Raw genomic sequence first — 18,774 nt, 5'->3', positions numbered from 1 at the left:
CATGGGACTGCGCGAGAACGCAGCAGCCGCGGCCGGCCGGACGCTGGACGACAACGAGTCGGCGAGCGTCGAGGTGCGTGAGGCACCGAACCTGACCGAGCCGGACCTCGGAGACCTGAGCAAGGACGCCGAGTCCGCCAGCGCCGTCATCGCCTGGTCCCGGGTGATGGGCGAGGTCCGTTCCATCGGCAAGAACGAGCGCTTCGACGGCGGACGGGCCGGACGGTTCAACTTCCGCGGCATCGAGACCGCACTGAACGCCTTCGGGCCAGCCTGCCGTAAGCACGGCGTGCTGGTGATCCAGCACAAGGTCGAGACCGAGTACCGCGACATCTCCACCAGCAGCGGTGGCCGGATGCGCGAGTGCACCGCCCTGGTGACGTTCCGGATCTACGGCCCTGACGGGTCGTTTTTCGACTCGCAGGCCGCGGGCGAGGCGTCGGATTCCGGCGGCCGGTCGACCCCGAAGGCGCAGTCGATCGCCCTGCGGACGCTCCTCATCAACAACGGCTTGGTGCCGACGGAGGACCGGGACGCGGACGCGGCGCAGTTCGAGCGGGCGGAGTCGCCGGTGCGGCCGGCGGCCAGCTACCTGGACGAGATCTGCAACCCGCACACGAGCGCCGGTCGGCTGCGGCAGATCCACCACGAGCTGGGCACGACGCGTCAGCTGGGCGCGCTGGTGACGAACGAGGTGGGCGAGGAAGAGCAGATCGGCGCGATGGTCGTGCGGATCGGCAAGGAGCGTGCTGCCGGGGGTGCCGAGTGAGCACCTTCACCGACGTCCGCAAGGCCGCATGGGACACCGAAACAACGGGCCCGAACCCGCTCGAAGACCGCATCGTCACCGCCGCGTTCATCGTCCGCGGCGGCGGCCGGGAAGACCGACTCTTCTCCTGGCTCATCAACCCCGGCATCCCGATCCCGGCCGAGGCCTCCGAAGTCCACGGCATCACCGACGAGATGGTGCGGACCGACGGGCAGGACCCGAAGACCGCCCTCGACGAGATCGCCACCAACCTGCTCCAGGCAGCCGTATGGGGCATGCCGATCGTGGCGTTCAACCAGTCCTTCGACTGGTCGATCCTCCACCACGACCTCGTGCGCAACGGGCTGCCCACCGTCGAGGAGCGCCTCGCCGAGTACTCGGACCTCCCGATGCCACTAGTGGACCCGCACGTCATCGACAAGCAGGTCGACAAGTACGTGAAGGGCTCCGGTATGCGGAAGCTGAAGCCCACCTGCGAGCGGTACGGCGTGCAGCTGACCGACTGGCACACCGCCGAGGCCGACGCCCTGGCCGCGCTCCTCATCGCCGAGGCGCAGTTCGACCGATACCCGCAGCTCAACACCATGGGCCCGCAGCAGCTGTTCGCCGCGCAGAAGGCGTGGCGGGCAGAGCAGCAGGCCGGCCTCCAGGAGTGGTTCCGCACCCGGGCCACGCCGGAGCAGGGCGGCGACCCGAACAAGGTGATCGACGGCTCCTGGCCGCTCATCGCGCGGACGGAGGGCCAGTGATGTTCGGATTAGTTTCCCGCCGCCGGCGCGAGCAGGAGCTGGCCGCCGCGCAGAACGAAATCGCCGCGCTTCGGCGCCGCGTCCTCGCCACCGAGGAGCGGCACGACGAGGTGGTGCGCGAACACAACCGGCTCGCCGAGGAACTCGCCGCGACCCGCATCGTCAACGGCTGCCTCACCGGCGACCTGACCGACGCTCAGGCCCGGCTCGCCGAGTACGACGGCCGCCGCACGGTGTCCGACGTCCTGATCGAGCACGACATCCACCGCACCGCGCTCGCCGACGCGCTCGGGGAGCAGATGCGGCACCTGAACTGGGACCAGCTCATCGCCGACGCCAAGCGGACCCGGGAGGCCGCGGAGGAGTGGATGAAGGACCACACGGCGGAGAAGAAGCGCGCGGACCGCCTCCAGCAGCGTCTCGACGACACGCTCGGCCTCGACGACCCCGCGGTGCTGGCCGGCCAGAACTGGCAAGCCACCCGGCAGGACATCGACCGGAAGGGGACGTCGTCGTGAGTCAGTTCGCTGCGGCTCTCGGTGGGGCGGTCGTCGTGATGGGGTCCGGGGCGGCCCTCATGTCCCGGTACTGGGCGACGCCGAAGCCGAGGCCGGCCGGGCGTCACCGGGCCGCCGGTCCGGCGCTGCCCGCGGTGGAGGCCCTCGACAAGACCGCCGCCCTGTGCGCGACGGAGCGGCAGGTTACGACCCACTTCCGGACGCGGGTGACGCGCGAGTTCCGGTGCATGACCTGCCTCAACCTCAGCCCCGACCCCATGTCCTTCCAGACCCGAGAGGGGGCGAAGTGACCGCCCTGTTCGACCTCACCGAGGCCTCGGCCGCCACCACGGCGGCCGGGCCCCGGCCCACCGGCCCCATCCCCAAGGTCATCGGCCTCGACGTCGCCATGGGCACCACCGGCATCGCCGGAGAAGGCTGGACCGACCACGTCCGCGCCAAGGGAGCCAGCCAGCACTCCCGCTTCGAGCAGCAGCTCACCGGCATCGCCGACCACATCCGGCACGCCGACTTCGTCGTCATCGAAGGCCCCGCCTTCTCCAAGAACAACAACGGGGCCGACGCCCTCTCCGCGATGCGGTGGATGGTCCGCCACGACCTGTGGAAGCGCCGCATCCCGTACGCCGTGGTGAACCCGGACCACCGGATCATCTACGCCGTCGGCACCGCCGCCCCGAAGGACTCCGAGACCGGGGTCCGGCTGAAGGGCGAGCCGCTGAAGGCCGTTGTCCGGCAGGCCGTTGCCGAGACGTACGGGGTGGTCACGGAGGGCCTGGCGAAGTACGACGAGGCCGACGCCTACATCCTCATGGCGATGGGCCTGCACTGGCTCGGTTGGCCCCTCGCGGTCGTACCGGACGACCGTCGGCGGGCGCTGGACTCGGTGCGCTGGCCGGAGCGAGCGGCGGTGACCGCCCGATGATCCCCGACACCACCTGGCTCCAGGAAGCCGCCTGCGCCGGCGTCGACCCCCGCGCCTTCTACGCCGAGGGCCACCACGCCGTGGAACAGGTAGCCGCGGCAAAGCGCATCTGCGCGCTCTGCCCCGTCCGCCCGCAGTGCGCCGAGATGGCGATCACGTCCGGAGAGAAGTGGGGCGTCTGGGGCGGGATGACCCAGACGGAACTCCGCCAGCGCCGCCGCCGCTTCACCAGCCGCGCCAAGTCGGACATGCGGGAGGCGGCGTGAACTGCACGCACTGGATCGGAGCCGAACGCCGCCACTGCCACTCCACGAAGGACGTCCGCCCGTACCTCACCGGCCCGTGCTGCCCCGCCCACACCCCGAACGCCCTTAAGGGTCTCCCCGAGGCCCCGCCCGGGCCCGGCATGCCGGCCGCCGCATGGACCACGCCGTCCCCGCTGAACGACAGCCGGGTGCACGACGCCCGGGCCGTCGCGAGCGGGAAGCGCCGTTCCAACCCGCAGGCCTACCGCGCCGCCCAGGCCGCAGTCGACAACCACCAGAACGGAACCACCTCATGAGCGACTCCCCGTACACCGACAACGACCTCCGCGCCGAGGCCGCCCGCCTGCACGCCAGGGCCGCCCGCGACACCGACGACAGGATCCGCCCGGCAGCCAAGCGCAAGTGGGCGCAGGCCGCGCCCGAGGTGATCGACGAGGCATGCGACGAGCTGGTCAGCCTCCTCGACGGCGCGGCCGACACCTCCGAGTGGGCCGTCAACCTCGGCGCCGACCGTCTCGAGCCCACCGGCCACACCGTCCAGCTCGGCGTCGACCCCGGCGACGGCGACCGCCCCCGCGTCCGCCTCCACTTCGCCTTCCACCCCGACATGACCGACGCCGACCGCGACAGCTTCGTCATGGCGCTGTCGAAGGTCGTGCTCCGCAACCTCTGACCACCCACCCGGGCCCGCCCCGACTTCCCCCTGGCGGGGCGGGCCCACCCCCAGAGCCACACACCCACAACGCCAGACCCATAAGCAGAAAGGCACCACCCAGTGACCGTTCAGCCCGAAACCGGAGAAATCCAGCAGGCCCCCGTCGCCGCCTTCATCGCCAGCCACCTCAACGGCCGCACCGACGAAGAACTCAGCGCCGAATTCCACACCCTCCTCGACGCCGTCCGCACCCACGGCAAAAAGGGCCAGATGACCATCACCATCGTCGTCGAACCCCCCGCCAACGGCGTCGACTCCGCCCCCATGCCCATCGGCGTCGAGTCCACCGTCAAGGCCCCCAAGCCCACCCCCGTCAAGAGCCTCTACTTCCTCGACGACGACGGCCAGCCCGTCCGCGACGACCCCCGCCAGATGTCCATCGAGTTCCGCACCGCCCCCACCACCACCGACTACAAGAAGGCCTGACCCGTGACCGACAACGCCCAGACCATCGTCGACACCGCGCTGCGCACCGCCCCGCCGGCCGAACTGGAGCCCGGCAAGTACTACGCCTTCCACACCCCGGGCGGCATCCGGGAAGTCGACCTCACCGGCGACCAGCACAAGGACCAGCCCACCCGCAAGACCGGCACCACCACCGTCCGCGACGCCCAGTCCTTCCTCGCCTACTGGGACAAGCACCACGACACCGCCTCCGAGGTCTACGCCGACAGCGACCGCCTCACCATCACCGCCGTCCTCGACGCCCACCAGGCCGACAGCGCCCGCTGGGCCGGACACCGCCTCCACCTCGCCCTGCGCGAGACCACCGCCTGGAAGCAGTGGCTGCGCCTGGACGGCGAACTGATGGACCAGGAGGCGTTCGCCGAGTTCCTCGAGGACCACCTCCCCGAACTCCTGGAGCCGGCGGCCGCGGACATGCTGGAGATCGCCCAGTCCTTCCAGGCCGCGCAGAAGGTCGACTTCCAGTCCGCCACCCGACTCACCTCCGGGCAGCGCCAGTTCCAGTACGTCGAGACCCAGACGACCAAGGCCGGGCAGAAGGGCCAGCTGACCGTCCCCGAGACGTTCATCATCGGCCTCGTGCCGTTCGAGGGCAGCGAGGGCTACCGGCTCACCGCCCGCCTCCGCCACCGCATCGGACAGAACGGGCTCCGCCTCGGCTACAAGCTCGAGCGGCCCGACGAGATCCGCACCACCGCGTTCGCCGACGTGGTGAAGGCGATCGGCGAGCAGATCGACGTCCCGGTCATGAACGGGACCGCGGCCTGATGGCCGGGGCCGGCCGCAGGCGGAGCGGAGCCGACACTTCGCGCTGCCCTGCCTGCGGCCGACCCCTCCTCACCCAGTGGGTCGGTGACACCGCGGCCCTCCGCGCGGCCGTCACCCTCCCCCCGGCCGACACCCGCCTCCCCTACACCGAGGCCCTCAAGCACCGCACCCCGAACAACCTCGTCTGGTGCCTGCCCCGCAGGCAGTACGGACCGCTCCGGCTCCGCTGGACCCACAACCGGCACCCACCCGACTGCCCCCACCAGCACCTCACCAGCCACAACTGCCCGCCCGCAGCATCGACCACGCTCTTCTGAGGAGACCGCCCGTGGACATCGTCCGCCACATCCCGCACCAGGCGGACCAAGACGGCCCCGACCAGCATGAGGCTGAGCGGTACGTCCTCGGCGGATGCATGCACGAGCCCAAGCAAATCCCCGCCCTACGCAACACGCTCAACCGCACCGACTTCGCGCTCCCCGCCCACGAACTCATCTGGGACGTCATCGGCCACCTCTACGACGAAGGCGGCCCCGTCAACCCGATCTCCCTGCGCATCGAGCTCGACAACCGCAAGGAACTCCGCCGCGCCGGCGGCACCGGCTACGTCGCCCAGCTCGGCAACTACGGCGGCGACCCCCTCTACTACGCCCAGGAAGTCCGCCGCCGCGCCGAACTCCGCGCCGAAGCCGACCTCGGCCGCCGCATCGTCCAGCAGGCCACCGGCCCCGAAGCCGAACCCGGCCGCGCCGTCACCTTCATCGACGACTACCTCAAGCGGCAGAAGGAACGCGCCGCCGGCCGCTCCGGAGACCCCGCCGACGCCCTGCTCGCTGAACTCCTCGACGCGTCCAGTCTCGACAACATGCCCGCCCTCGAACCCCTCGTCGGCGACCTGCTCCACCTCGACTCCCTGGCCCGGATCATCGGCCCGTCCGGGCACATGAAGTCCTTCGTCACCATCGACCTCGCCGGGCACGTCGGCACCGGCATGAAGTGGCACGGCCACCACGTCCGCCAGGGCACCGTCGTCTACCTCGTCGCAGAAGGCGCCCGCGGTATCCGCAAACGCGTCCGCGCCTGGGAGAAGCACTACGGGCTGAAGATGGGCAACGTCCTCTTCCTCCCCCGCCCCGTGCAGGCGATGGGGCCCGAGTGGGACACCCTCATCGAAGCGATGCGCCGCCTGGCCCCGCAGATGATCGTCATCGACACCCAGGCCCGCGTCTCGGTCGGCGTCGAGGAGAACTCCAACACCGAAGTCGGCGTCGTCATCGAGCGGATCGAGGAGCTGCGCCGCGCCACGCAGGCCTGCGTCCTGGTCATCCACCACACCGGGCACGTCGGCGAGCACGGCCGCGGCGCATCCTCGGCGAAGGGCGCCCTGCAGTCCGAGCTTCACGTGTCGAAGAAGGGCGACAACGCCAAGAACATCGTCGTCACCGTCAAGGTCGGCAAGCAGAAGGACGACGAGGAGTCCGGCGACATCCAGTTCGGGTTGAAGGTGGTCACCCTCGACGGTGAGGCCAAGCCGGACGGCCGGCCGGTCACGTCGATCGTGCTGGAGTCCCTCGACTACCGGCGGCCGGAGGAGATCAAGGGGAGCCCGGAGTGGCTCGTCCGGGTCCTCGACAAGGCGCAGGTGCCGGTGAAGTGGGGCAGCCCGCGGGTCATCAAGTGGTGTGCCGAGTACAGCATCCAGATGCGGAAGGACAAGGTCGAGGAAGCCGTCCGGATCCGGAAGCAGCGGAACAGCTTCGACGAGGCCTATACCGGGACGGGGGATGTCAATTCGGACGCCCAGTCTGGGGCAGACCCGGACATGACCGACAGTACAGCCGGAGCGGTGTCCGAATCGCCCCTAAATAACCTCCCCCCGGACCTCCCCCGCGATCTTGAAAGCCAACTCCCCCGCGATCAAGGGGGGAGTCCCGGGGAGTTCCGGCAAAACCCCACGTCAAACCTCCCCCCAAACCCCGGGGGAGGCCCGGGGGATGCCCCATCAAAACCTCCCTCCCCCCGCTCCCCCTCTAGGGAGGGGGGAGGTGTGGGGGAGGCCAGGGAAAACAACACCCCCCCGAACCCCCTCTGCACCATCTGCGACCACCCCCTCCCCGACTTCCGTGCTGACCGCGGCTACACCACCCACGTCGGCTGCGACCCCGAGACCGGCAGCCACCCCGACCGACCCGACCACCCCCAGCACAACCACACCGAAAGGCACACCGCATGAACGACTGCCGCACCTGCCACGGCGACGGCGCCCACCCCGAGTGCAACGGCACCGGCTGCAACGGCTGCGACCCCGAAACCGGGAACTGCCCGACCTGCTGCGGCACCGGCAACGACCCCAGCCACTGGATGCGCCGCACCGCCTGAGCGCGGTCATCCGGATACACACCAACCACACGCAAACCACCCACCCACAACACCGCGCCCCGGACCCGGTTACCACCGGACCCGCGCGCAGGAACCCGCCCCACCGAACCTGAGGAGAACACCGTGACCAACCAGCAGCCCTACACCAACGACGACCTCCGCGCCGAGGCCTCCCGCCAGCACGCCATCCTCACCGAGGACCCCGACTACGTGGGCGTCGGCGAGCAGATGGAAGACGCCTGGGTGCCGTCCGTCGAGACCACCGAGGACGGCAGCGCGCGCACCTGGAGGCAGCTCCTCGTCATCGAGAAGGACGACGAGGACGACGAGGACTACACCGCCTACGGCGAGGCTCAGGAGAAGATCCACGGCCTGATCAACGGGGCGGCTGACGTGTCCGAGTGGGCCGTCAACCTCGGCGCCGACGGCCTCCAGCCCGACGCCCACCAACTCACCTGGAGCGCCGGGGAGCAGCCGATCGTCCGCGTGCACTTCGCCTTCCACCCCGACATGCACGACGAGGCGCGGGACTACCTGGTGACCGCGGTCGGTGAGGCCCTGCACGAGCAGATGCAGCGCGCCGCCACGGTCCCGGCCGCCGAGGAGAAGCCGGCCGGGGCGTGCGGCCAGTGTCGGCAGTCGTTCGACCCGTCCGACACCCGCTTCGACGGCAAGGCGCAGCAGACCGGGACGCCGTACTGCCGCGGCTGCGTCGACCGCTGCCACGAGTCGACGGATGCCTTCCACGTGTGCGCCATCTGCCGCTGAACAAGGTCGGCCGCCCGCAGTCGAGTTGCGGGCGGCCGGTGTCCGGCACTGTATCCGCCCTTTGAGGAGCACCCCATGACCACACCCGCCGACGAACTCACCGCCGCCGCCGACAAGCTGCGCGCTCTCGCCACCAACGCCACCCCCGGCCCGTGGCGCCAGCACGACACCCACCTCGGGCAGTACGGCCACACCGCGACCGTCCTGTCCGGCGAGCGGAACACCACCGAACTCCGGGCGTGGCTGCCGTCCATGAGCCATGAGCCGTGGGACGAGGCCCGGAACGTGTGGGCTGACGCTGCGTACATCGCCGTGATGCACCCCGGCGTCGGTGAGGCGCTCGCCAAGTGGCTGGAGGCCGCGGCCGTGGACGCCGTGCAGATCGGCCCCAGCCCGCACGCCCTGACCGTCGCCCGCCGGATCAACGCCGCCGCCTGACCTCATCCCGGCTGTCCTGCCCTGGGCAGCCCCCGAAAGGACCACCGATGACCGACCAGCCTCGTGAGCACTGCGGCAACCTGTCACCCCAGACCTTGCTCACTACCCCTCGCACGGAATGCGTCCTGCGCCCGGACCACCAGGGCAGCCACGCTGACGACCGTGGATGCCGCTGGTGGGCAGCCCCCGCTCCGTCTGCCGCCCCGCTGCCGCCCGCCGACCTTCCCGCCCGTCTCGAAGCCACCCTGACTGAGCGCTACACCGAGCTCGGCAATCCCTTCTCCCGGATGCGGCGCCAGGAACAGGGCCCGGACGGCTGGCCCGCCGAGCACCCCGTCGGCCCGCACCACGTGGCCGAGGTACTGCGGGAGCTGCTGGCCGACGAGACACAGCCCGCCCAACCTGAACCCGACGACCACCGACACGCCGCCGCCCTGCACTTCCTCGGCAAGACCATCCCCACCGAGGACGGGGCCACGCCGTGATAGCCGAAGCCATCGACACCGCCCTCATCCTCGGCTGGGCCTTCGCGGCCTGGCTCCTCGTCTTCGCCTTCGTCGGCGCGATCACCCTCCTCACCCTCGCCGCGACCGGCGCGTGGGCCACACGAGCCCTCTGGCGCGCCACAGTCGGCCCCTCCTGGGCCCACGGGCACATCAGGGCCCGAACCCACACCCGAGCCCGCCTCAGACGCCACAACAAGCGCACAGCCGACCACAACTACCAGGAGGCGGCATGACCCCCGCCCGCCGTACCGCCCGCGCCTGCCGCGCCCTCGCCTTTATCTCCGCCGCCAGCGCCGGCTACTCCGCCACCCACCACCCCTACCTCGTCATCCCCGGCATGGTCGCCGCCGCGATCCTCCTGACCGTCGCCGCCACCTACGACACCGAAGACCAGCGGCAGCAGGCCCGGCACGCCGCACTGAAGGCCGCAGCCGACGCCGACGCCCAGCCCCTCGACCCCGGCACCACCGACACGACCAGGAGCCGCACAGCATGAGCGCCCGTCACGCCGTCGATTCGATCACCAGCGACGAACTCGACGCCCTCTACGACCAGCTCGACCGCGTCCGCGCCCTGCACCAGCAGGACGGCGACCACTGCACCACCTGCACCGAGGACTTCGGACGGCTCTCCGCCCCCTGGCCGTGCCCGACCGCCCGCGCCCTCGACGACACCGACCAGCCCGACGAGGAGCGAGAGAAGACCACCCGCGTCTTCACCGGACTCCACCGGTCCGCCGAGGCCGACGTCACCCGCGTCATCGACCTGTACGAGCAGTGGGTGAAGACCGGACCGCCGCCGCTCGGCACGTCGATGGCCCGCTGGTGGGACGCGCGGCTTGTCGAGCTGCACGACGCGATCCGACCGCCCGCCGGCCAGCCCAAGGAGCAGCAGCCGTGACCGCCCGCCTGGAGATCCTCGGCGACGACGGCGAATGGCACGAACTCCCCGACGTCACCAACGTCGAGCTACACGAAGTCGAGCCGGAGCACGACCCCGTCCCGGACCGCGACACGTCGGTGACCACCGCCCGGCCCCGGGTCATCGACCAGGACGGCCGACCGGTCCGACCCGCCTGGCAGTCACCGTACGGACCACCCCCAAGGAGGCACTGACCATGCCCATCTGGCAACTCGCCCTCATCGCCGCCGTCCAGCTCATCGGCTGGTACCTCGCCGCCCTCATCACCGACATGCGCGCCATCGAGCGTGAGACCCGCCGGACCGCCCTCGACCAGCAGTTGAACGAGGCCCTGCGGGACCTGTTCGAGCAGCGCGAACGACAGACCAAGGAACAGTGACCATGCCCCGCTTCATCCTCGGTGTCGTCCTCGGCGCCATCTCCGGAGGCGTCACCTACGGCCTCACCACCGACGGCCAACTCGCCGCGATCATCGGCGTCATCGCCGCAGTGCTCACCTGACTCGGCATCGCCAGCCTGATCATCGCCGACGACTGAGACATGACGAAGGAGCAGTGACCATGGACCCATTCGCCCCACTAGGTCGCTTCGTCGACGTCCGGGGCCAGAAGTGCGGCCACTCGCCCGACGACACCCCAGCTACCGACTGCCCCACCGACGCCACCTGGCACATCATGTGGAACACCGACGGGGACGTCGGACTCGCCTGCGACCCGCACATGGCCGAGGCCCGGCGCCGCTTCGTGTTCGTCGACGCCCACCGGGTCGGGCCAGACTGCTCCATGCCCGGGACGCTCTGGGACTTCGACAACCAGCGGTGCGTCTATCTCGACGAGCCGACCGTCGAGAGCGCCGCAGCCGAGCAGCCCGCGAACGCCTGAGCATGACGAAGGGGCGCGCCCACAGACCTCCCCAGGCCAGGCACGCCCCATCCGGTGGCCATCACGATACGCCGCCCCACCAGCACCACGGAGCCACGATGACCACCACCGCCACCCACCTCCGCACCTGCGTCCTCCACTGGAACGACCTCCACGAAGCCGCAGGCGCCCCCGCCCAGTACGGCGCCTTCGGGTTGGGGTTGAAGGGCTACCTCGCCCGACTCGACCAGGCCGACGCCGAGCAGCTCGAGTACGAACACCACCAGGCCGCCCACCTCCGCAGCCTGGAGCGGGACCCGATCCAGCTCGGCAACCGCCCGGTGCCGGTCCGCCTGACCATCCTCGACACCATGCGCGTCGTCGAGGCCGCCCTGATCGCCTGCGCCGACGACATCGCGGCCGCCGCCCAACGCGCCCCGATCACCGTCCCCGCGGCCCGCAAGGCGGACTACCGGACGCTGCGCGAGGCCCGCATCGCCCACCAGGAGCGTCAGCGACAGCAGCAACTCGCGCTCGCCGACGAACACGACCTCCGCCGCTGGCGCTGGACCGGCCGACGCACCGCCCCGTACGCCGCACTCTGGCTCCTCGCCCGAGTGGAGCGGAAGCCGGGCCCGTGCCGGCGCATCACCGACGACGAGGAACGCCGCATCGGGACCGTCGCCGCCGGCGCTGCGGACCGTGTCGAGCGGGCCCTCGACATCGCCGCCCAACGCCGCACCCTGGAGCAGCCGTGCGCGTGCGGGGGCCGGATCGACGTGCACGGCGGTGAGGGCCGGCTGCCGGTGGCGCACTGCACCGGCTGCGGACGCATCTGGACGGAAAGCGGGATGGTGGCAGCATGACCACGCTCGGCACGATCGTCATCCAGGACGCCCGCCGAGGCGTCGACCACCGACTCGCCGTCACACAGATCACCTTCGCCAACGGGGCCCTCTGCGTAGAAGCGCGCGCCACCATGCGCACGAGCGGCTCCATCGAGGACGGCGACGTCGTGGCCATCTACGACCCGGACCGACGGCTGGTCACCCGCTACTGGCTGACCATGCAGGGCAGCGGCACCCAGTTTGTCGAGGGAGAGGACCTCATGCTGGTGTTGCCCATCAGCATGGGCGGTCCGGGCGGGATGGCGTTCGCTGACCTCAGCTTCGACCTGGCGGCCCAGCTGGGGAGTGCGTGACCGTGGCATTCTGCAAGGCATGCGCGTCTACGGCCACGACCACACCGACCCCGAGCAAGGCCCCCTCCCCGGCCGGGAGTACGTCGAGCTCCTGGGCGGCCCGCTCGACGGCCAGCTGTACGACGTCACCGACCTGAGCCCCGCCGAACAACGCGACGGCGCCCTGCTCATCACCGAGCAGGGCGCCCACGGGCCCGGCGGCCGCGCCGACTACGAACCCGGCAACCAGGCCGGCCGGTGGGAGTGGCGCGGAGACATGCCGTAGCCGCGCCGGTCGAGCGCCCGCCCAGACGACGTCAGCCCCGCCGCCCGACAAGGGCAACAGGGCTGACTCTGACGCTGGTTGGGCTTCTACCGGGTCAGCGCCGCCCGGTCCACGATGCTGTCGCAGCGGTAGCAGGACTGGTAGCCGTGGTTGCTGACGAGGTCGCTGGCGCTTTCGGCGTCGCCCACGGTGGTGGTCTCCTCCCCGCAGAGCGCGTCGTGATCGGGGTTGGTGCGGTGGACCGTTGAGTCGACGCCTTGGCCGTATCCGGGCGTGAAGTCCATGAGGATTTCCTTCCGTTGGGCCTCGTGGCCCCTTGGCTGCATCTCACGATGCAGCATGTGATGAGGCGGTGGCGGGAGAATCCCGAACCGCGCGCGGCCCGCTGTCCTCTGACGGGTGCGGCGGGCCGGAGCCTCCGTCTCGACCAGCCGAGACGGAGGTTCGGGCTACGGCCGCCAGTCGTCCCGGTAGCCCGGCCGGTCCTCGTACGGCAGAGCGAGGAGACGAAGCGTCGGGCAGGGGAAGACCTGGCCGACCTCCCCGTTGTCGCAGGTGGAGCAGACCCAGCCATTGAGTGCGTGTTCGGCGACGAGTTGCCGCTTCGCGTCGATCTCGCGCAGCACCCTCTCCTGCGTCCAGCCGTTCTCGGTGTCCGCCCAGTTCCGCAGCTTGGCCATGTCGTCCCAGCCCTCGGCCGGGTTGCGGTACCAGGTGATCGCCATGTTGCCGCCCGGCCGGACGTGCAGGGCGACCGAGCCGTCTTCGCGCACGCCCGGTGACGGGAAGATGCCGCGCCGCGCCTCCGCGTCCCGCTCGTCCTCGTCGAGCTGTTGCCCGAGCCACCGCACCAACTCATCCATCCGACTTCTCCACCTTCGGCCGCGTCGTCCCCGACCCCTTGTAGCCGCGGAACACCGCCTGCACCGTGGACAACTTGATCCCGAGGCGCGCCGCGATCTGCCGGTACGACAGGTCTTCCTCCTCATTCAGCCGGCGAACCAGCTCGTCCCGCTCCTGCGACCACTCCTTGTTGCGCTCAGCCTGGGCAGCCATCACCTGACTCTTCGCCCTGACCCGCTGCTCCAAGTCCGCAATCCGCTCGATCGCGTCAAGGGCGTCCGACACGCGGCGCACCTCCTCATCACTCATTTCGGGCCCTTCGTTTCGGTGGGCCGCTTGCGCTCACTGTAGGGGACCCCTACAGTCATCAACAAGCAGCCCGACGCTGCCAATGCACAAAGCCCCCGGCCCGGAGTTGCTGCTCCATATGGGCCGGGGGCGGACCCACCCACAACCACGAGAGCAGGTCCGCCATGGAGCGTACCGACCAGCCCACCCCGCCGCCCACCCCGGCGCCAGCCTCCTACGACCCGCTGAGCACCCCGGACACCGAGGTCGCCCCCGCACCCCTGGAGCGCGAGCTGCAGGCGGCCCGCGAGTACCTCGCCCAGGTGGCCGCGGCCAACATCCACGACCACCAGGCGATGGTGAAGGCGGCGGCCTGCCTCCACTACCGGCTCCAGTCCCTGATCGCCGCGGTGAACGCCGAACAGGGTGAGCGCCGATGAGCGAGCAGACGCCCGTCGACCAGGACCGGGACGCGACCGCCGCCGAGCTCCAGCAGCGGGCCGCCGAGGACTACGCCGCCGCCGAAGCCCGCCGACGCGCCCAGGAGGGTCGCCGATGACCTGCTGCGGAAAGTCCATGGCCCGCGAGGGCACCAAGTGGGTCTGCCGGAAGTGCGGCAGCTGGTTCGAGCCCGGCACCCAGCGGCCGGCCTCGACCCGTACCGCGCTCCTCGCCCTGGCCGACCGGCTCGACACCCGCCCCAACCGGCCCGTCGACATCTACACCGTCCGCGGCTGGGCCCGCCGCCTCGGCCTCACCAGCGACTGGGTCGACGTCCTCCCGCCCCCCGCCGGCGCCCACCACTCCGCCTACGCCACCCGGCTCCGCACCCTCGCCGGCTGACCCACCCTTACCGCCGCGCCCGGCCCCACCGGCCGGGCGCGGCCCCTGGAGACCCCGCATGCGCACCCTGCTCCGCATCCTCGCCGTCGCCCTGGTCCTCGCCGTGCCCGCCGCCGTAGCCGTCGCAGTCACCCACCACCGTCTCGCAGGGACCGACTGGACCGACCCCACGCCGCACCGGCCGTCGCCGAAGCCGACCAGCACGGTCACCGTCACACCCGCACCGACCACCTCAGTCAGCCCCACCCCGACCGGCACGCCCCACCCGTGGCCGCTGGGCTCCTGCATCACCACCGAGCTGCAGCCCGCCCCGTGCACCCCGGGCGCGTTACGGATCGTCGGCTGGACCGGCCACCCCAGCTCCACCCCCTGCGCCGGCATACCCGAGACCGACCACATCCGCCGCACCGACGACTACGCCCTCTGCCTCACCACTCACTGACCCACCGGCTCCCGGAGGAGCACCGTGAAGACCCGCACCATCGAGCGCACCCGCCTCGTCCCCCACACCGTCGACGGCATCACCGAGATGGTCCTCGACCGCGAGAAGATCGAGGTGCCCCAGCCGCCCCGCGACTGGGACCACATCGTCCGCACCGCCGTCACCATCGGCGCCGCGCTCCTCGTCACCGTCTCCCTCGCCTGGACCACCACATCCATCGGCGCACTCCTCGCCATGTCGGTCGTCGCCGTCGTGGCGTACGGCGCCGCGGTCGCCTTCGACGCCACCTGGATCATGTGCATGGGCGTGGAATGGCTGCTGCGCTACGACCCCGACCGCGCTGCCCTCGCGAAGAAGGCTGGCCACGCCTCGCTCGCCGTGTCGATGGGCGCGGTCTTCGCGCACGGCTACCTCACCGGACAGCTCGTCGTCGGCGTGGTCGGTGCGCTCGTCTCCGCCCTCGCGAAGGGCGGGTGGACGATCGCCATGCGGGTGCACGCCCGACCGCTCGACCCGCGCACCCAGCAGTGGGTGACGAAGCGGCGCGCCACCGTGGACGGGCAGCTGGCGATGATCCCGATCCGCCGTGAGCTCCAGCGCGGGGAGGCCCTCGTCGACGCGGAGCAGCACGCCCTCGGCGCCGGAGCGGATGCCGGATCCGGCCCCGGATCCGCCGATCCGGACCACTCCGGACAGCGTGCGGACAGTCCGGACCCCGATCCGCAGCCTGCCGCCACCGGGCCCATGACCATCAAGGACGCAGTCCGGACCGCCCTGGACTCAGGAATCCGCGATCCGGATCGGGTCCTGGCTTACGTCCGCAAGGTCGCCGACGCCAACGCGAAGCCGGAGACGGTCTCCCGGTACGTCCGGCTGGCCGGCTGATGGGTGCGCAGCCGTCGCCCGGCGCCGACGAGTTGCGCGCCCGCCACTACCTCCACCACCTCGGCGCCCGCCCCATCGGCCACCAGGAGCCACCCATGCCCGACCGCCCCATCACCCCCACCCGGATCATCCCCGCCGGCGCACCCCTCCCCGCCCGACCCCCCGAGCCCGGAGAAGCCCCGCCGTGGCGGATGCCGCCCCCGGCCCCGCCCGCGGTACCGCCACCGTGGCCCGGCCCTCCACCGCCCCCGCCTCCCGGCCCGATCGAAGTCCGGGTCACCCTCGTCCCCGTCCCGCTGCCCGAGCCAGAGCCGGAGCCCGGGCTGTGGTCCCGCCTTTGGGACCGCCTCGCGACCTGGCGCATGGCCGTCGCCCTCCTCGCCGCCCTCACCCCCTGGGCCGGAGGGCAAAGCCCCGTCGGGCTGTGGGCCCGCACCGTCCACCAGGCCCGCACCGAGGCCGGCATCCCCGCCGCCTACGTCGTCGCCACCGTCGCCCTGCTCGCTGCCTGGGCCCTCGACCGGCACACCGGCCGCGTCATCCCCCGCTTCCTCCTCATCACCGCCAGCCTCGGCGCCCTGGGCGTCCTGCACTGGTGGGATCCGATCCACCTCCTGACCGGAGTCGACCTGTGAACGCCACGTCCACACTCACCCTCGGCGGACTCCTCGCCGCCCTGATCGTCCTGACCTGCAACCTGCACCCCTGGTGGACCGGGAACCGCGAGGTCAAGCAACTTGCCGCGTTCGGGAAGGGCTTCGGTGCCGCCGCCTGCGCCGCGGCCTGCCCCGGCGGCATCCTCGGCTGGGCCCACTCCCGCACCGGCACCGTCGCCAACGGAGCCGGCGAGCGAGCCGGGACCGCAGCCACCGGCACCACCTCCGGCAGCGGACTGACCACCGGGCAGCTCACCGGCATGGGGGCCACCGGCGCTGTCGTCGCCGTTATCGCCGTGCTCCTGGTCGTCCTCTCGTACAAGGCCGCGGGCAAGAAGGACCAGAAGCGCATCCTGGGCGGCGCCTTCGTCGGGTCCGTCCTGTGCCTCACCGCCGGAGTGGCCGGCGCCCTGGCCTGGCTCCCGGGCGCCCTCAACGGTGCTGGCGACTTCGTGGTTGCCGCAGTGCAGGGAGCGGGCATCCTGTGAGCCGTCTCGCCCGTCCCGCCTCCCGTCTCGCCACCGGGTCCGCCCTCCTCGCCCGCCGCCTCGCCGCGCGGGCCGCCGCCTGGTGCGCGCGCGGCCGCCGCGACGACCTCACCGGCTGGCGCGCCACCCTCGGCATCATCGTCCGGCTCGCACTGCTCATCTTCGGCGCGTACCTGCTCGCCCGGATCGTGCGCGCACTGCCCGCCTTGATGTGGCTGCTCTCCACCGGCTGGACGATCGCCTCTTGGAGGGCCGGACGACCCGCCGCCGAGGAGGCCGAAGAGGAGCCGGAGGAGGGGCCCGTCGAGCCCCCTGCCCAGGCTTCCGGGGAGGCCCTCCGCAGCCTCCTCCTCACCCTCATGGGCACCGGGTCCGCAGTCCACCTCTCCACCGTCCTGGCCCACCTCCAGCGACAGCCCGACACCGCGGCCCTCACCGCCTCCTGGGAGATCGCCGATCTGCGCTCCCGTCTGGAGGACCTGGGCATCCCCGTCCACCCCAAGGTGAAGGCCAGCGGGAAGGGCCCGACGAGGGGCGTCCGGCGTGAGGATCTGGCCGCTTCCCCGGCCACTGCCCCGGAGGCGTCTCCCGCCGCGTCTACCGCCGCCTGACCTGCACGTCTACCGCTCTGTCTACCACGATCTACCGCCCGTCTACGGGCCCATCTACCCCGGGGCGGCCGCCCGCCTGGCAGCTACCGGCCGCCCCGGTCCCATCCCAACCACGAGACAGGACCGCCATCATGGCACTCGGATTCCCCAAGCCCATCCGCAAGGACGACCCCCGTTTGCAGGGCCACGAGACGACGTACCAGGCGAGCCGCGGCGGCTGGCTCAAGCCCGCGAAGAAGACCACCCCGGCCAAGCCGAAGAAGGGATGATGCGGGGATGAGCGACCCCACCGTCCTGTACGACGTCACTGAGCAAGTCCGCGAAGCCCTCGTGTCCGCGCCACTCCTTGGCTGGACCGGAGACCGGAACTACGACGTGGCCGCCACGCACGCCGCCTCGATCGCGCTGTACGAGGTGGCTGACATCCTCCGCGAGCGGGCCGAGACGTACGCGGCCGAAGGCAAGCACGAGGCTGCGCGCGCTCTGATCGACGAGGCAGACCGGATCGCCGACCGGGACCGAACCCGCCCGCACTGCCCGTAGCCCTGCCACACTGGCAGTACCCCCCTGGCCCCACCGTCTCCCCCCGACGGTGGGGCCGCCTCATGCTCGCAGGGGCAAACCTCGACCTTGCTTGACGTTCCCGCGCTCATCGGCGACCATGGGGCCAGTCCTGGCGTGCCCGGAACCGGAAGCACCCGACAGCGCATCATTCCCCCCGTACCTCACATCCGTTCCAGGGGGGAACATGCACCACCAATCGCACCAGCCACCGCGCCGCTTCGTCGACCGCAAGGGCTTCCGATTCGGCTGCTTACCCGCGATGGTCATCACCTGGGTGATCTTCCTGCTCACCCTCTTCACCGGCGGCGACACCGACAACACCAGCGGCAAGGACGACGCCAAGGCCACACGACCAACCGCGTCAGCCACCACCACCGCACCCGGCATGGACAAACGGCAGATCACCGAACTCAGCGTCGACATGGTGTGGGACAGCTACAACGCCGCCCGTCGCGACCTCATGTGCGTCGGCATGGAAGTGCATGGCCCTGGCTGGTTCGCCGAGCAGCTGGAGAGCGACAGCATCGACCCGGAGTACGCAGAGGACCTCGTGACGGAGAAGTGCGAGTCCCGCTGACCTTCCGCTGAACTGGCCCGGCCGCCCACCACGTGAGCAGCCGGGCCTTCCGCATGTCCAGGGGGTG

The 18,774-nt window shown here is 71.2% G+C and carries 39 protein-coding genes; 36 read left to right on the top strand and 3 right to left on the bottom strand.

Annotated elements, in window-relative coordinates; translation table 11 throughout:
* Position 1: 1 nt before the first annotated feature.
* From ACFYQA_RS08515 to ACFYQA_RS08395, 25 genes are all read left to right on the top strand, one after another.
* On the top strand, positions 2–769 hold the full coding sequence (locus ACFYQA_RS08515) for an ERF family protein (protein WP_388913444.1): 768 nt from the start codon (positions 2–4) through the stop codon (positions 767–769).
* The gene (locus ACFYQA_RS08510) at positions 766–1,518 is read left to right on the top strand and encodes an exonuclease domain-containing protein (protein ID WP_388913441.1); all 753 of its coding nucleotides are present in this window, start codon (positions 766–768) and stop codon (positions 1,516–1,518) included. Before ACFYQA_RS08515 ends, ACFYQA_RS08510 begins: the two co-directional genes overlap by 4 nt.
* On the top strand, positions 1,518–2,036 hold the full coding sequence (locus ACFYQA_RS08505; RefSeq protein WP_388913438.1) for a hypothetical protein: 519 nt from the start codon (positions 1,518–1,520) through the stop codon (positions 2,034–2,036). The genes ACFYQA_RS08510 and ACFYQA_RS08505 overlap by 1 nt, the downstream gene beginning before the upstream one ends.
* Positions 2,033–2,326, top strand: a complete 294-nt coding sequence (locus ACFYQA_RS08500; protein WP_388913435.1) for a hypothetical protein — start codon at positions 2,033–2,035, stop codon at positions 2,324–2,326. The genes ACFYQA_RS08505 and ACFYQA_RS08500 overlap by 4 nt, the downstream gene beginning before the upstream one ends.
* Positions 2,323–2,958, top strand: a complete 636-nt coding sequence (locus ACFYQA_RS08495) for a hypothetical protein (protein ID WP_388913432.1) — start codon at positions 2,323–2,325, stop codon at positions 2,956–2,958. The genes ACFYQA_RS08500 and ACFYQA_RS08495 overlap by 4 nt, the downstream gene beginning before the upstream one ends.
* On the top strand, positions 2,955–3,224 hold the full coding sequence (locus ACFYQA_RS08490; protein ID WP_388913429.1) for a WhiB family transcriptional regulator: 270 nt from the start codon (positions 2,955–2,957) through the stop codon (positions 3,222–3,224). Before ACFYQA_RS08495 ends, ACFYQA_RS08490 begins: the two co-directional genes overlap by 4 nt.
* Positions 3,221–3,520, top strand: coding sequence for a hypothetical protein (locus tag ACFYQA_RS08485; RefSeq protein ID WP_388913426.1), 300 nt, complete (start codon positions 3,221–3,223; stop codon positions 3,518–3,520). Before ACFYQA_RS08490 ends, ACFYQA_RS08485 begins: the two co-directional genes overlap by 4 nt.
* Complete coding sequence (locus ACFYQA_RS08480; protein ID WP_388913423.1) at positions 3,517–3,897, top strand: hypothetical protein; 381 nt, start codon at positions 3,517–3,519, stop codon at positions 3,895–3,897. The genes ACFYQA_RS08485 and ACFYQA_RS08480 overlap by 4 nt, the downstream gene beginning before the upstream one ends.
* 102 nt (positions 3,898–3,999) lie before the next feature.
* Positions 4,000–4,365, top strand: a complete 366-nt coding sequence (locus ACFYQA_RS08475; protein ID WP_388913420.1) for a hypothetical protein — start codon at positions 4,000–4,002, stop codon at positions 4,363–4,365.
* 3 nt (positions 4,366–4,368) lie between these two features.
* Positions 4,369–5,172, top strand: a complete 804-nt coding sequence (locus tag ACFYQA_RS08470; RefSeq protein ID WP_388913417.1) for a DUF2303 family protein — start codon at positions 4,369–4,371, stop codon at positions 5,170–5,172.
* Positions 5,172–5,489, top strand: a complete 318-nt coding sequence (locus ACFYQA_RS08465; protein WP_388913414.1) for a hypothetical protein — start codon at positions 5,172–5,174, stop codon at positions 5,487–5,489. Before ACFYQA_RS08470 ends, ACFYQA_RS08465 begins: the two co-directional genes overlap by 1 nt.
* A gap of 11 nt (positions 5,490–5,500) precedes the next feature.
* Positions 5,501–7,405, top strand: a complete 1,905-nt coding sequence (locus ACFYQA_RS08460; RefSeq protein WP_388913411.1) for an AAA family ATPase — start codon at positions 5,501–5,503, stop codon at positions 7,403–7,405.
* On the top strand, positions 7,402–7,551 hold the full coding sequence (locus ACFYQA_RS08455) for a hypothetical protein (protein ID WP_388913408.1): 150 nt from the start codon (positions 7,402–7,404) through the stop codon (positions 7,549–7,551). The genes ACFYQA_RS08460 and ACFYQA_RS08455 overlap by 4 nt, the downstream gene beginning before the upstream one ends.
* A gap of 123 nt (positions 7,552–7,674) precedes the next feature.
* Positions 7,675–8,319: a hypothetical protein gene (locus ACFYQA_RS08450; protein ID WP_388913405.1), complete on the top strand. Its 645-nt coding sequence runs from the start codon at positions 7,675–7,677 to the stop codon at positions 8,317–8,319.
* A gap of 75 nt (positions 8,320–8,394) precedes the next feature.
* Positions 8,395–8,757, top strand: coding sequence for a hypothetical protein (locus ACFYQA_RS08445; protein ID WP_388913402.1), 363 nt, complete (start codon positions 8,395–8,397; stop codon positions 8,755–8,757).
* 47 nt (positions 8,758–8,804) lie between these two features.
* Positions 8,805–9,242 (top strand): hypothetical protein, encoded by a 438-nt coding sequence (locus ACFYQA_RS08440; RefSeq protein ID WP_388913400.1) that lies wholly within the window; start codon positions 8,805–8,807, stop codon positions 9,240–9,242.
* Positions 9,239–9,496, top strand: a complete 258-nt coding sequence (locus ACFYQA_RS08435) for a hypothetical protein (protein WP_388913397.1) — start codon at positions 9,239–9,241, stop codon at positions 9,494–9,496. The genes ACFYQA_RS08440 and ACFYQA_RS08435 overlap by 4 nt, the downstream gene beginning before the upstream one ends.
* Positions 9,493–9,759: a hypothetical protein gene (locus tag ACFYQA_RS08430; RefSeq protein ID WP_388913394.1), complete on the top strand. Its 267-nt coding sequence runs from the start codon at positions 9,493–9,495 to the stop codon at positions 9,757–9,759. Before ACFYQA_RS08435 ends, ACFYQA_RS08430 begins: the two co-directional genes overlap by 4 nt.
* On the top strand, positions 9,756–10,163 hold the full coding sequence (locus ACFYQA_RS08425) for a hypothetical protein (RefSeq protein WP_388913392.1): 408 nt from the start codon (positions 9,756–9,758) through the stop codon (positions 10,161–10,163). The genes ACFYQA_RS08430 and ACFYQA_RS08425 overlap by 4 nt, the downstream gene beginning before the upstream one ends.
* Positions 10,160–10,378, top strand: coding sequence for a hypothetical protein (locus tag ACFYQA_RS08420; RefSeq protein WP_388913389.1), 219 nt, complete (start codon positions 10,160–10,162; stop codon positions 10,376–10,378). The genes ACFYQA_RS08425 and ACFYQA_RS08420 overlap by 4 nt, the downstream gene beginning before the upstream one ends.
* Before the next feature lie 2 nt (positions 10,379–10,380).
* Positions 10,381–10,563: a hypothetical protein gene (locus tag ACFYQA_RS08415; RefSeq protein WP_388913386.1), complete on the top strand. Its 183-nt coding sequence runs from the start codon at positions 10,381–10,383 to the stop codon at positions 10,561–10,563.
* A 181-nt stretch (positions 10,564–10,744) separates the two neighbouring features.
* A complete protein-coding gene (locus ACFYQA_RS08410) occupies positions 10,745–11,065 on the top strand; it encodes a hypothetical protein (RefSeq protein WP_388913384.1) in 321 nt (106 codons plus the stop codon).
* Between the two features lie 98 nt (positions 11,066–11,163).
* Positions 11,164–11,910 carry a hypothetical protein gene (locus tag ACFYQA_RS08405; RefSeq protein ID WP_388913381.1) on the top strand — a complete coding sequence of 249 codons (747 nt, stop codon included), beginning with the start codon at positions 11,164–11,166 and terminating at the stop codon, positions 11,908–11,910.
* Complete coding sequence (locus tag ACFYQA_RS08400; protein ID WP_388913378.1) at positions 11,907–12,245, top strand: hypothetical protein; 339 nt, start codon at positions 11,907–11,909, stop codon at positions 12,243–12,245. Before ACFYQA_RS08405 ends, ACFYQA_RS08400 begins: the two co-directional genes overlap by 4 nt.
* 19 nt (positions 12,246–12,264) lie before the next feature.
* Positions 12,265–12,510: a hypothetical protein gene (locus tag ACFYQA_RS08395; RefSeq protein ID WP_388913375.1), complete on the top strand. Its 246-nt coding sequence runs from the start codon at positions 12,265–12,267 to the stop codon at positions 12,508–12,510.
* An 86-nt stretch (positions 12,511–12,596) separates the two neighbouring features.
* Here the strand turns inward: ACFYQA_RS08395 and ACFYQA_RS08390 are convergent, their stop codons facing one another.
* From ACFYQA_RS08390 to ACFYQA_RS08380, 3 genes are all read right to left on the bottom strand, one after another.
* Entirely contained in the window at positions 12,597–12,794 is a 198-nt protein-coding gene (locus tag ACFYQA_RS08390) for a hypothetical protein (protein WP_388913372.1), read from the bottom strand.
* 165 nt (positions 12,795–12,959) lie between these two features.
* Positions 12,960–13,373, bottom strand: a complete 414-nt coding sequence (locus ACFYQA_RS08385) for a DUF6221 family protein (RefSeq protein WP_388913369.1) — start codon at positions 13,371–13,373, stop codon at positions 12,960–12,962.
* The gene (locus tag ACFYQA_RS08380) at positions 13,366–13,662 is read right to left on the bottom strand and encodes a helix-turn-helix domain-containing protein (protein WP_388913366.1); all 297 of its coding nucleotides are present in this window, start codon (positions 13,660–13,662) and stop codon (positions 13,366–13,368) included. The genes ACFYQA_RS08385 and ACFYQA_RS08380 overlap by 8 nt, the downstream gene beginning before the upstream one ends.
* A 164-nt stretch (positions 13,663–13,826) precedes the next feature.
* Here ACFYQA_RS08380 and ACFYQA_RS08375 point away from each other — a divergent pair, with 164 nt between their 5' ends.
* The 11 genes from ACFYQA_RS08375 (at position 13,827) to ACFYQA_RS08325 (ending at position 18,707) form a co-directional block, all read left to right on the top strand.
* Positions 13,827–14,081, top strand: a complete 255-nt coding sequence (locus ACFYQA_RS08375; RefSeq protein ID WP_388913363.1) for a hypothetical protein — start codon at positions 13,827–13,829, stop codon at positions 14,079–14,081.
* Positions 14,078–14,200, top strand: coding sequence for a hypothetical protein (locus ACFYQA_RS08370; RefSeq protein ID WP_388913360.1), 123 nt, complete (start codon positions 14,078–14,080; stop codon positions 14,198–14,200). The genes ACFYQA_RS08375 and ACFYQA_RS08370 overlap by 4 nt, the downstream gene beginning before the upstream one ends.
* The gene (locus ACFYQA_RS08365) at positions 14,197–14,484 is read left to right on the top strand and encodes a hypothetical protein (RefSeq protein ID WP_388913357.1); all 288 of its coding nucleotides are present in this window, start codon (positions 14,197–14,199) and stop codon (positions 14,482–14,484) included. Before ACFYQA_RS08370 ends, ACFYQA_RS08365 begins: the two co-directional genes overlap by 4 nt.
* A gap of 58 nt (positions 14,485–14,542) precedes the next feature.
* Positions 14,543–14,926, top strand: coding sequence for a hypothetical protein (locus tag ACFYQA_RS08360; protein ID WP_388913354.1), 384 nt, complete (start codon positions 14,543–14,545; stop codon positions 14,924–14,926).
* Positions 14,927–14,950: 24 nt separating this feature from the next.
* Positions 14,951–15,811 carry a protein transporter Sec31 gene (locus ACFYQA_RS08355; protein ID WP_388913351.1) on the top strand — a complete coding sequence of 287 codons (861 nt, stop codon included), beginning with the start codon at positions 14,951–14,953 and terminating at the stop codon, positions 15,809–15,811.
* Complete coding sequence (locus ACFYQA_RS08350) at positions 15,811–16,446, top strand: hypothetical protein (RefSeq protein ID WP_388913348.1); 636 nt, start codon at positions 15,811–15,813, stop codon at positions 16,444–16,446. The genes ACFYQA_RS08355 and ACFYQA_RS08350 overlap by 1 nt, the downstream gene beginning before the upstream one ends.
* On the top strand, positions 16,443–16,955 hold the full coding sequence (locus ACFYQA_RS08345; protein WP_388913345.1) for a hypothetical protein: 513 nt from the start codon (positions 16,443–16,445) through the stop codon (positions 16,953–16,955). The genes ACFYQA_RS08350 and ACFYQA_RS08345 overlap by 4 nt, the downstream gene beginning before the upstream one ends.
* Positions 16,952–17,566: a hypothetical protein gene (locus ACFYQA_RS08340; protein ID WP_388913342.1), complete on the top strand. Its 615-nt coding sequence runs from the start codon at positions 16,952–16,954 to the stop codon at positions 17,564–17,566. Before ACFYQA_RS08345 ends, ACFYQA_RS08340 begins: the two co-directional genes overlap by 4 nt.
* Before the next feature lie 131 nt (positions 17,567–17,697).
* On the top strand, positions 17,698–17,835 hold the full coding sequence (locus ACFYQA_RS08335) for a hypothetical protein (RefSeq protein WP_388913339.1): 138 nt from the start codon (positions 17,698–17,700) through the stop codon (positions 17,833–17,835).
* 7 nt (positions 17,836–17,842) lie between these two features.
* Positions 17,843–18,109 carry a hypothetical protein gene (locus ACFYQA_RS08330; RefSeq protein WP_388913336.1) on the top strand — a complete coding sequence of 89 codons (267 nt, stop codon included), beginning with the start codon at positions 17,843–17,845 and terminating at the stop codon, positions 18,107–18,109.
* A gap of 205 nt (positions 18,110–18,314) precedes the next feature.
* Positions 18,315–18,707 (top strand): hypothetical protein, encoded by a 393-nt coding sequence (locus ACFYQA_RS08325; RefSeq protein WP_388913333.1) that lies wholly within the window; start codon positions 18,315–18,317, stop codon positions 18,705–18,707.
* Positions 18,708–18,774 lie beyond the last annotated feature (67 nt).

Origin of the sequence: Streptomyces sp. NPDC005774, from assembly GCF_042871645.1 — a bacterium.
GTDB lineage: Bacteria > Actinomycetota > Actinomycetes > Streptomycetales > Streptomycetaceae > Streptomyces > Streptomyces pratens.
This window is presented reverse-complemented; position numbering and strand designations above follow the sequence as displayed.

Coding starts and splice junctions, on each gene's coding strand:
- ACFYQA_RS08390 (WP_388913372.1), bottom strand. CDS start 12,794: ATGGACTTCACGCCCGGATACGGCCAAGGCGTCGACTCAACGGTCCAC.
- ACFYQA_RS08395 (WP_388913375.1), top strand. CDS start 12,265: ATGCGCGTCTACGGCCACGACCACACCGACCCCGAGCAAGGCCCCCTC.
- ACFYQA_RS08440 (WP_388913400.1), top strand. CDS start 8,805: ATGACCGACCAGCCTCGTGAGCACTGCGGCAACCTGTCACCCCAGACC.
- ACFYQA_RS08370 (WP_388913360.1), top strand. CDS start 14,078: ATGAGCGAGCAGACGCCCGTCGACCAGGACCGGGACGCGACCGCCGCC.
- ACFYQA_RS08400 (WP_388913378.1), top strand. CDS start 11,907: ATGACCACGCTCGGCACGATCGTCATCCAGGACGCCCGCCGAGGCGTC.
- ACFYQA_RS08490 (WP_388913429.1), top strand. CDS start 2,955: ATGATCCCCGACACCACCTGGCTCCAGGAAGCCGCCTGCGCCGGCGTC.
- ACFYQA_RS08350 (WP_388913348.1), top strand. CDS start 15,811: ATGGGTGCGCAGCCGTCGCCCGGCGCCGACGAGTTGCGCGCCCGCCAC.
- ACFYQA_RS08325 (WP_388913333.1), top strand. CDS start 18,315: ATGCACCACCAATCGCACCAGCCACCGCGCCGCTTCGTCGACCGCAAG.
- ACFYQA_RS08365 (WP_388913357.1), top strand. CDS start 14,197: ATGACCTGCTGCGGAAAGTCCATGGCCCGCGAGGGCACCAAGTGGGTC.
- ACFYQA_RS08515 (WP_388913444.1), top strand. CDS start 2: ATGGGACTGCGCGAGAACGCAGCAGCCGCGGCCGGCCGGACGCTGGAC.
- ACFYQA_RS08405 (WP_388913381.1), top strand. CDS start 11,164: ATGACCACCACCGCCACCCACCTCCGCACCTGCGTCCTCCACTGGAAC.
- ACFYQA_RS08445 (WP_388913402.1), top strand. CDS start 8,395: ATGACCACACCCGCCGACGAACTCACCGCCGCCGCCGACAAGCTGCGC.
- ACFYQA_RS08480 (WP_388913423.1), top strand. CDS start 3,517: ATGAGCGACTCCCCGTACACCGACAACGACCTCCGCGCCGAGGCCGCC.
- ACFYQA_RS08410 (WP_388913384.1), top strand. CDS start 10,745: ATGGACCCATTCGCCCCACTAGGTCGCTTCGTCGACGTCCGGGGCCAG.
- ACFYQA_RS08425 (WP_388913392.1), top strand. CDS start 9,756: ATGAGCGCCCGTCACGCCGTCGATTCGATCACCAGCGACGAACTCGAC.
- ACFYQA_RS08380 (WP_388913366.1), bottom strand. CDS start 13,662: ATGAGTGATGAGGAGGTGCGCCGCGTGTCGGACGCCCTTGACGCGATC.
- ACFYQA_RS08335 (WP_388913339.1), top strand. CDS start 17,698: ATGGCACTCGGATTCCCCAAGCCCATCCGCAAGGACGACCCCCGTTTG.
- ACFYQA_RS08505 (WP_388913438.1), top strand. CDS start 1,518: ATGTTCGGATTAGTTTCCCGCCGCCGGCGCGAGCAGGAGCTGGCCGCC.
- ACFYQA_RS08455 (WP_388913408.1), top strand. CDS start 7,402: ATGAACGACTGCCGCACCTGCCACGGCGACGGCGCCCACCCCGAGTGC.
- ACFYQA_RS08430 (WP_388913394.1), top strand. CDS start 9,493: ATGACCCCCGCCCGCCGTACCGCCCGCGCCTGCCGCGCCCTCGCCTTT.
- ACFYQA_RS08330 (WP_388913336.1), top strand. CDS start 17,843: ATGAGCGACCCCACCGTCCTGTACGACGTCACTGAGCAAGTCCGCGAA.
- ACFYQA_RS08385 (WP_388913369.1), bottom strand. CDS start 13,373: ATGGATGAGTTGGTGCGGTGGCTCGGGCAACAGCTCGACGAGGACGAG.
- ACFYQA_RS08360 (WP_388913354.1), top strand. CDS start 14,543: ATGCGCACCCTGCTCCGCATCCTCGCCGTCGCCCTGGTCCTCGCCGTG.
- ACFYQA_RS08465 (WP_388913414.1), top strand. CDS start 5,172: ATGGCCGGGGCCGGCCGCAGGCGGAGCGGAGCCGACACTTCGCGCTGC.
- ACFYQA_RS08415 (WP_388913386.1), top strand. CDS start 10,381: ATGCCCATCTGGCAACTCGCCCTCATCGCCGCCGTCCAGCTCATCGGC.
- ACFYQA_RS08375 (WP_388913363.1), top strand. CDS start 13,827: ATGGAGCGTACCGACCAGCCCACCCCGCCGCCCACCCCGGCGCCAGCC.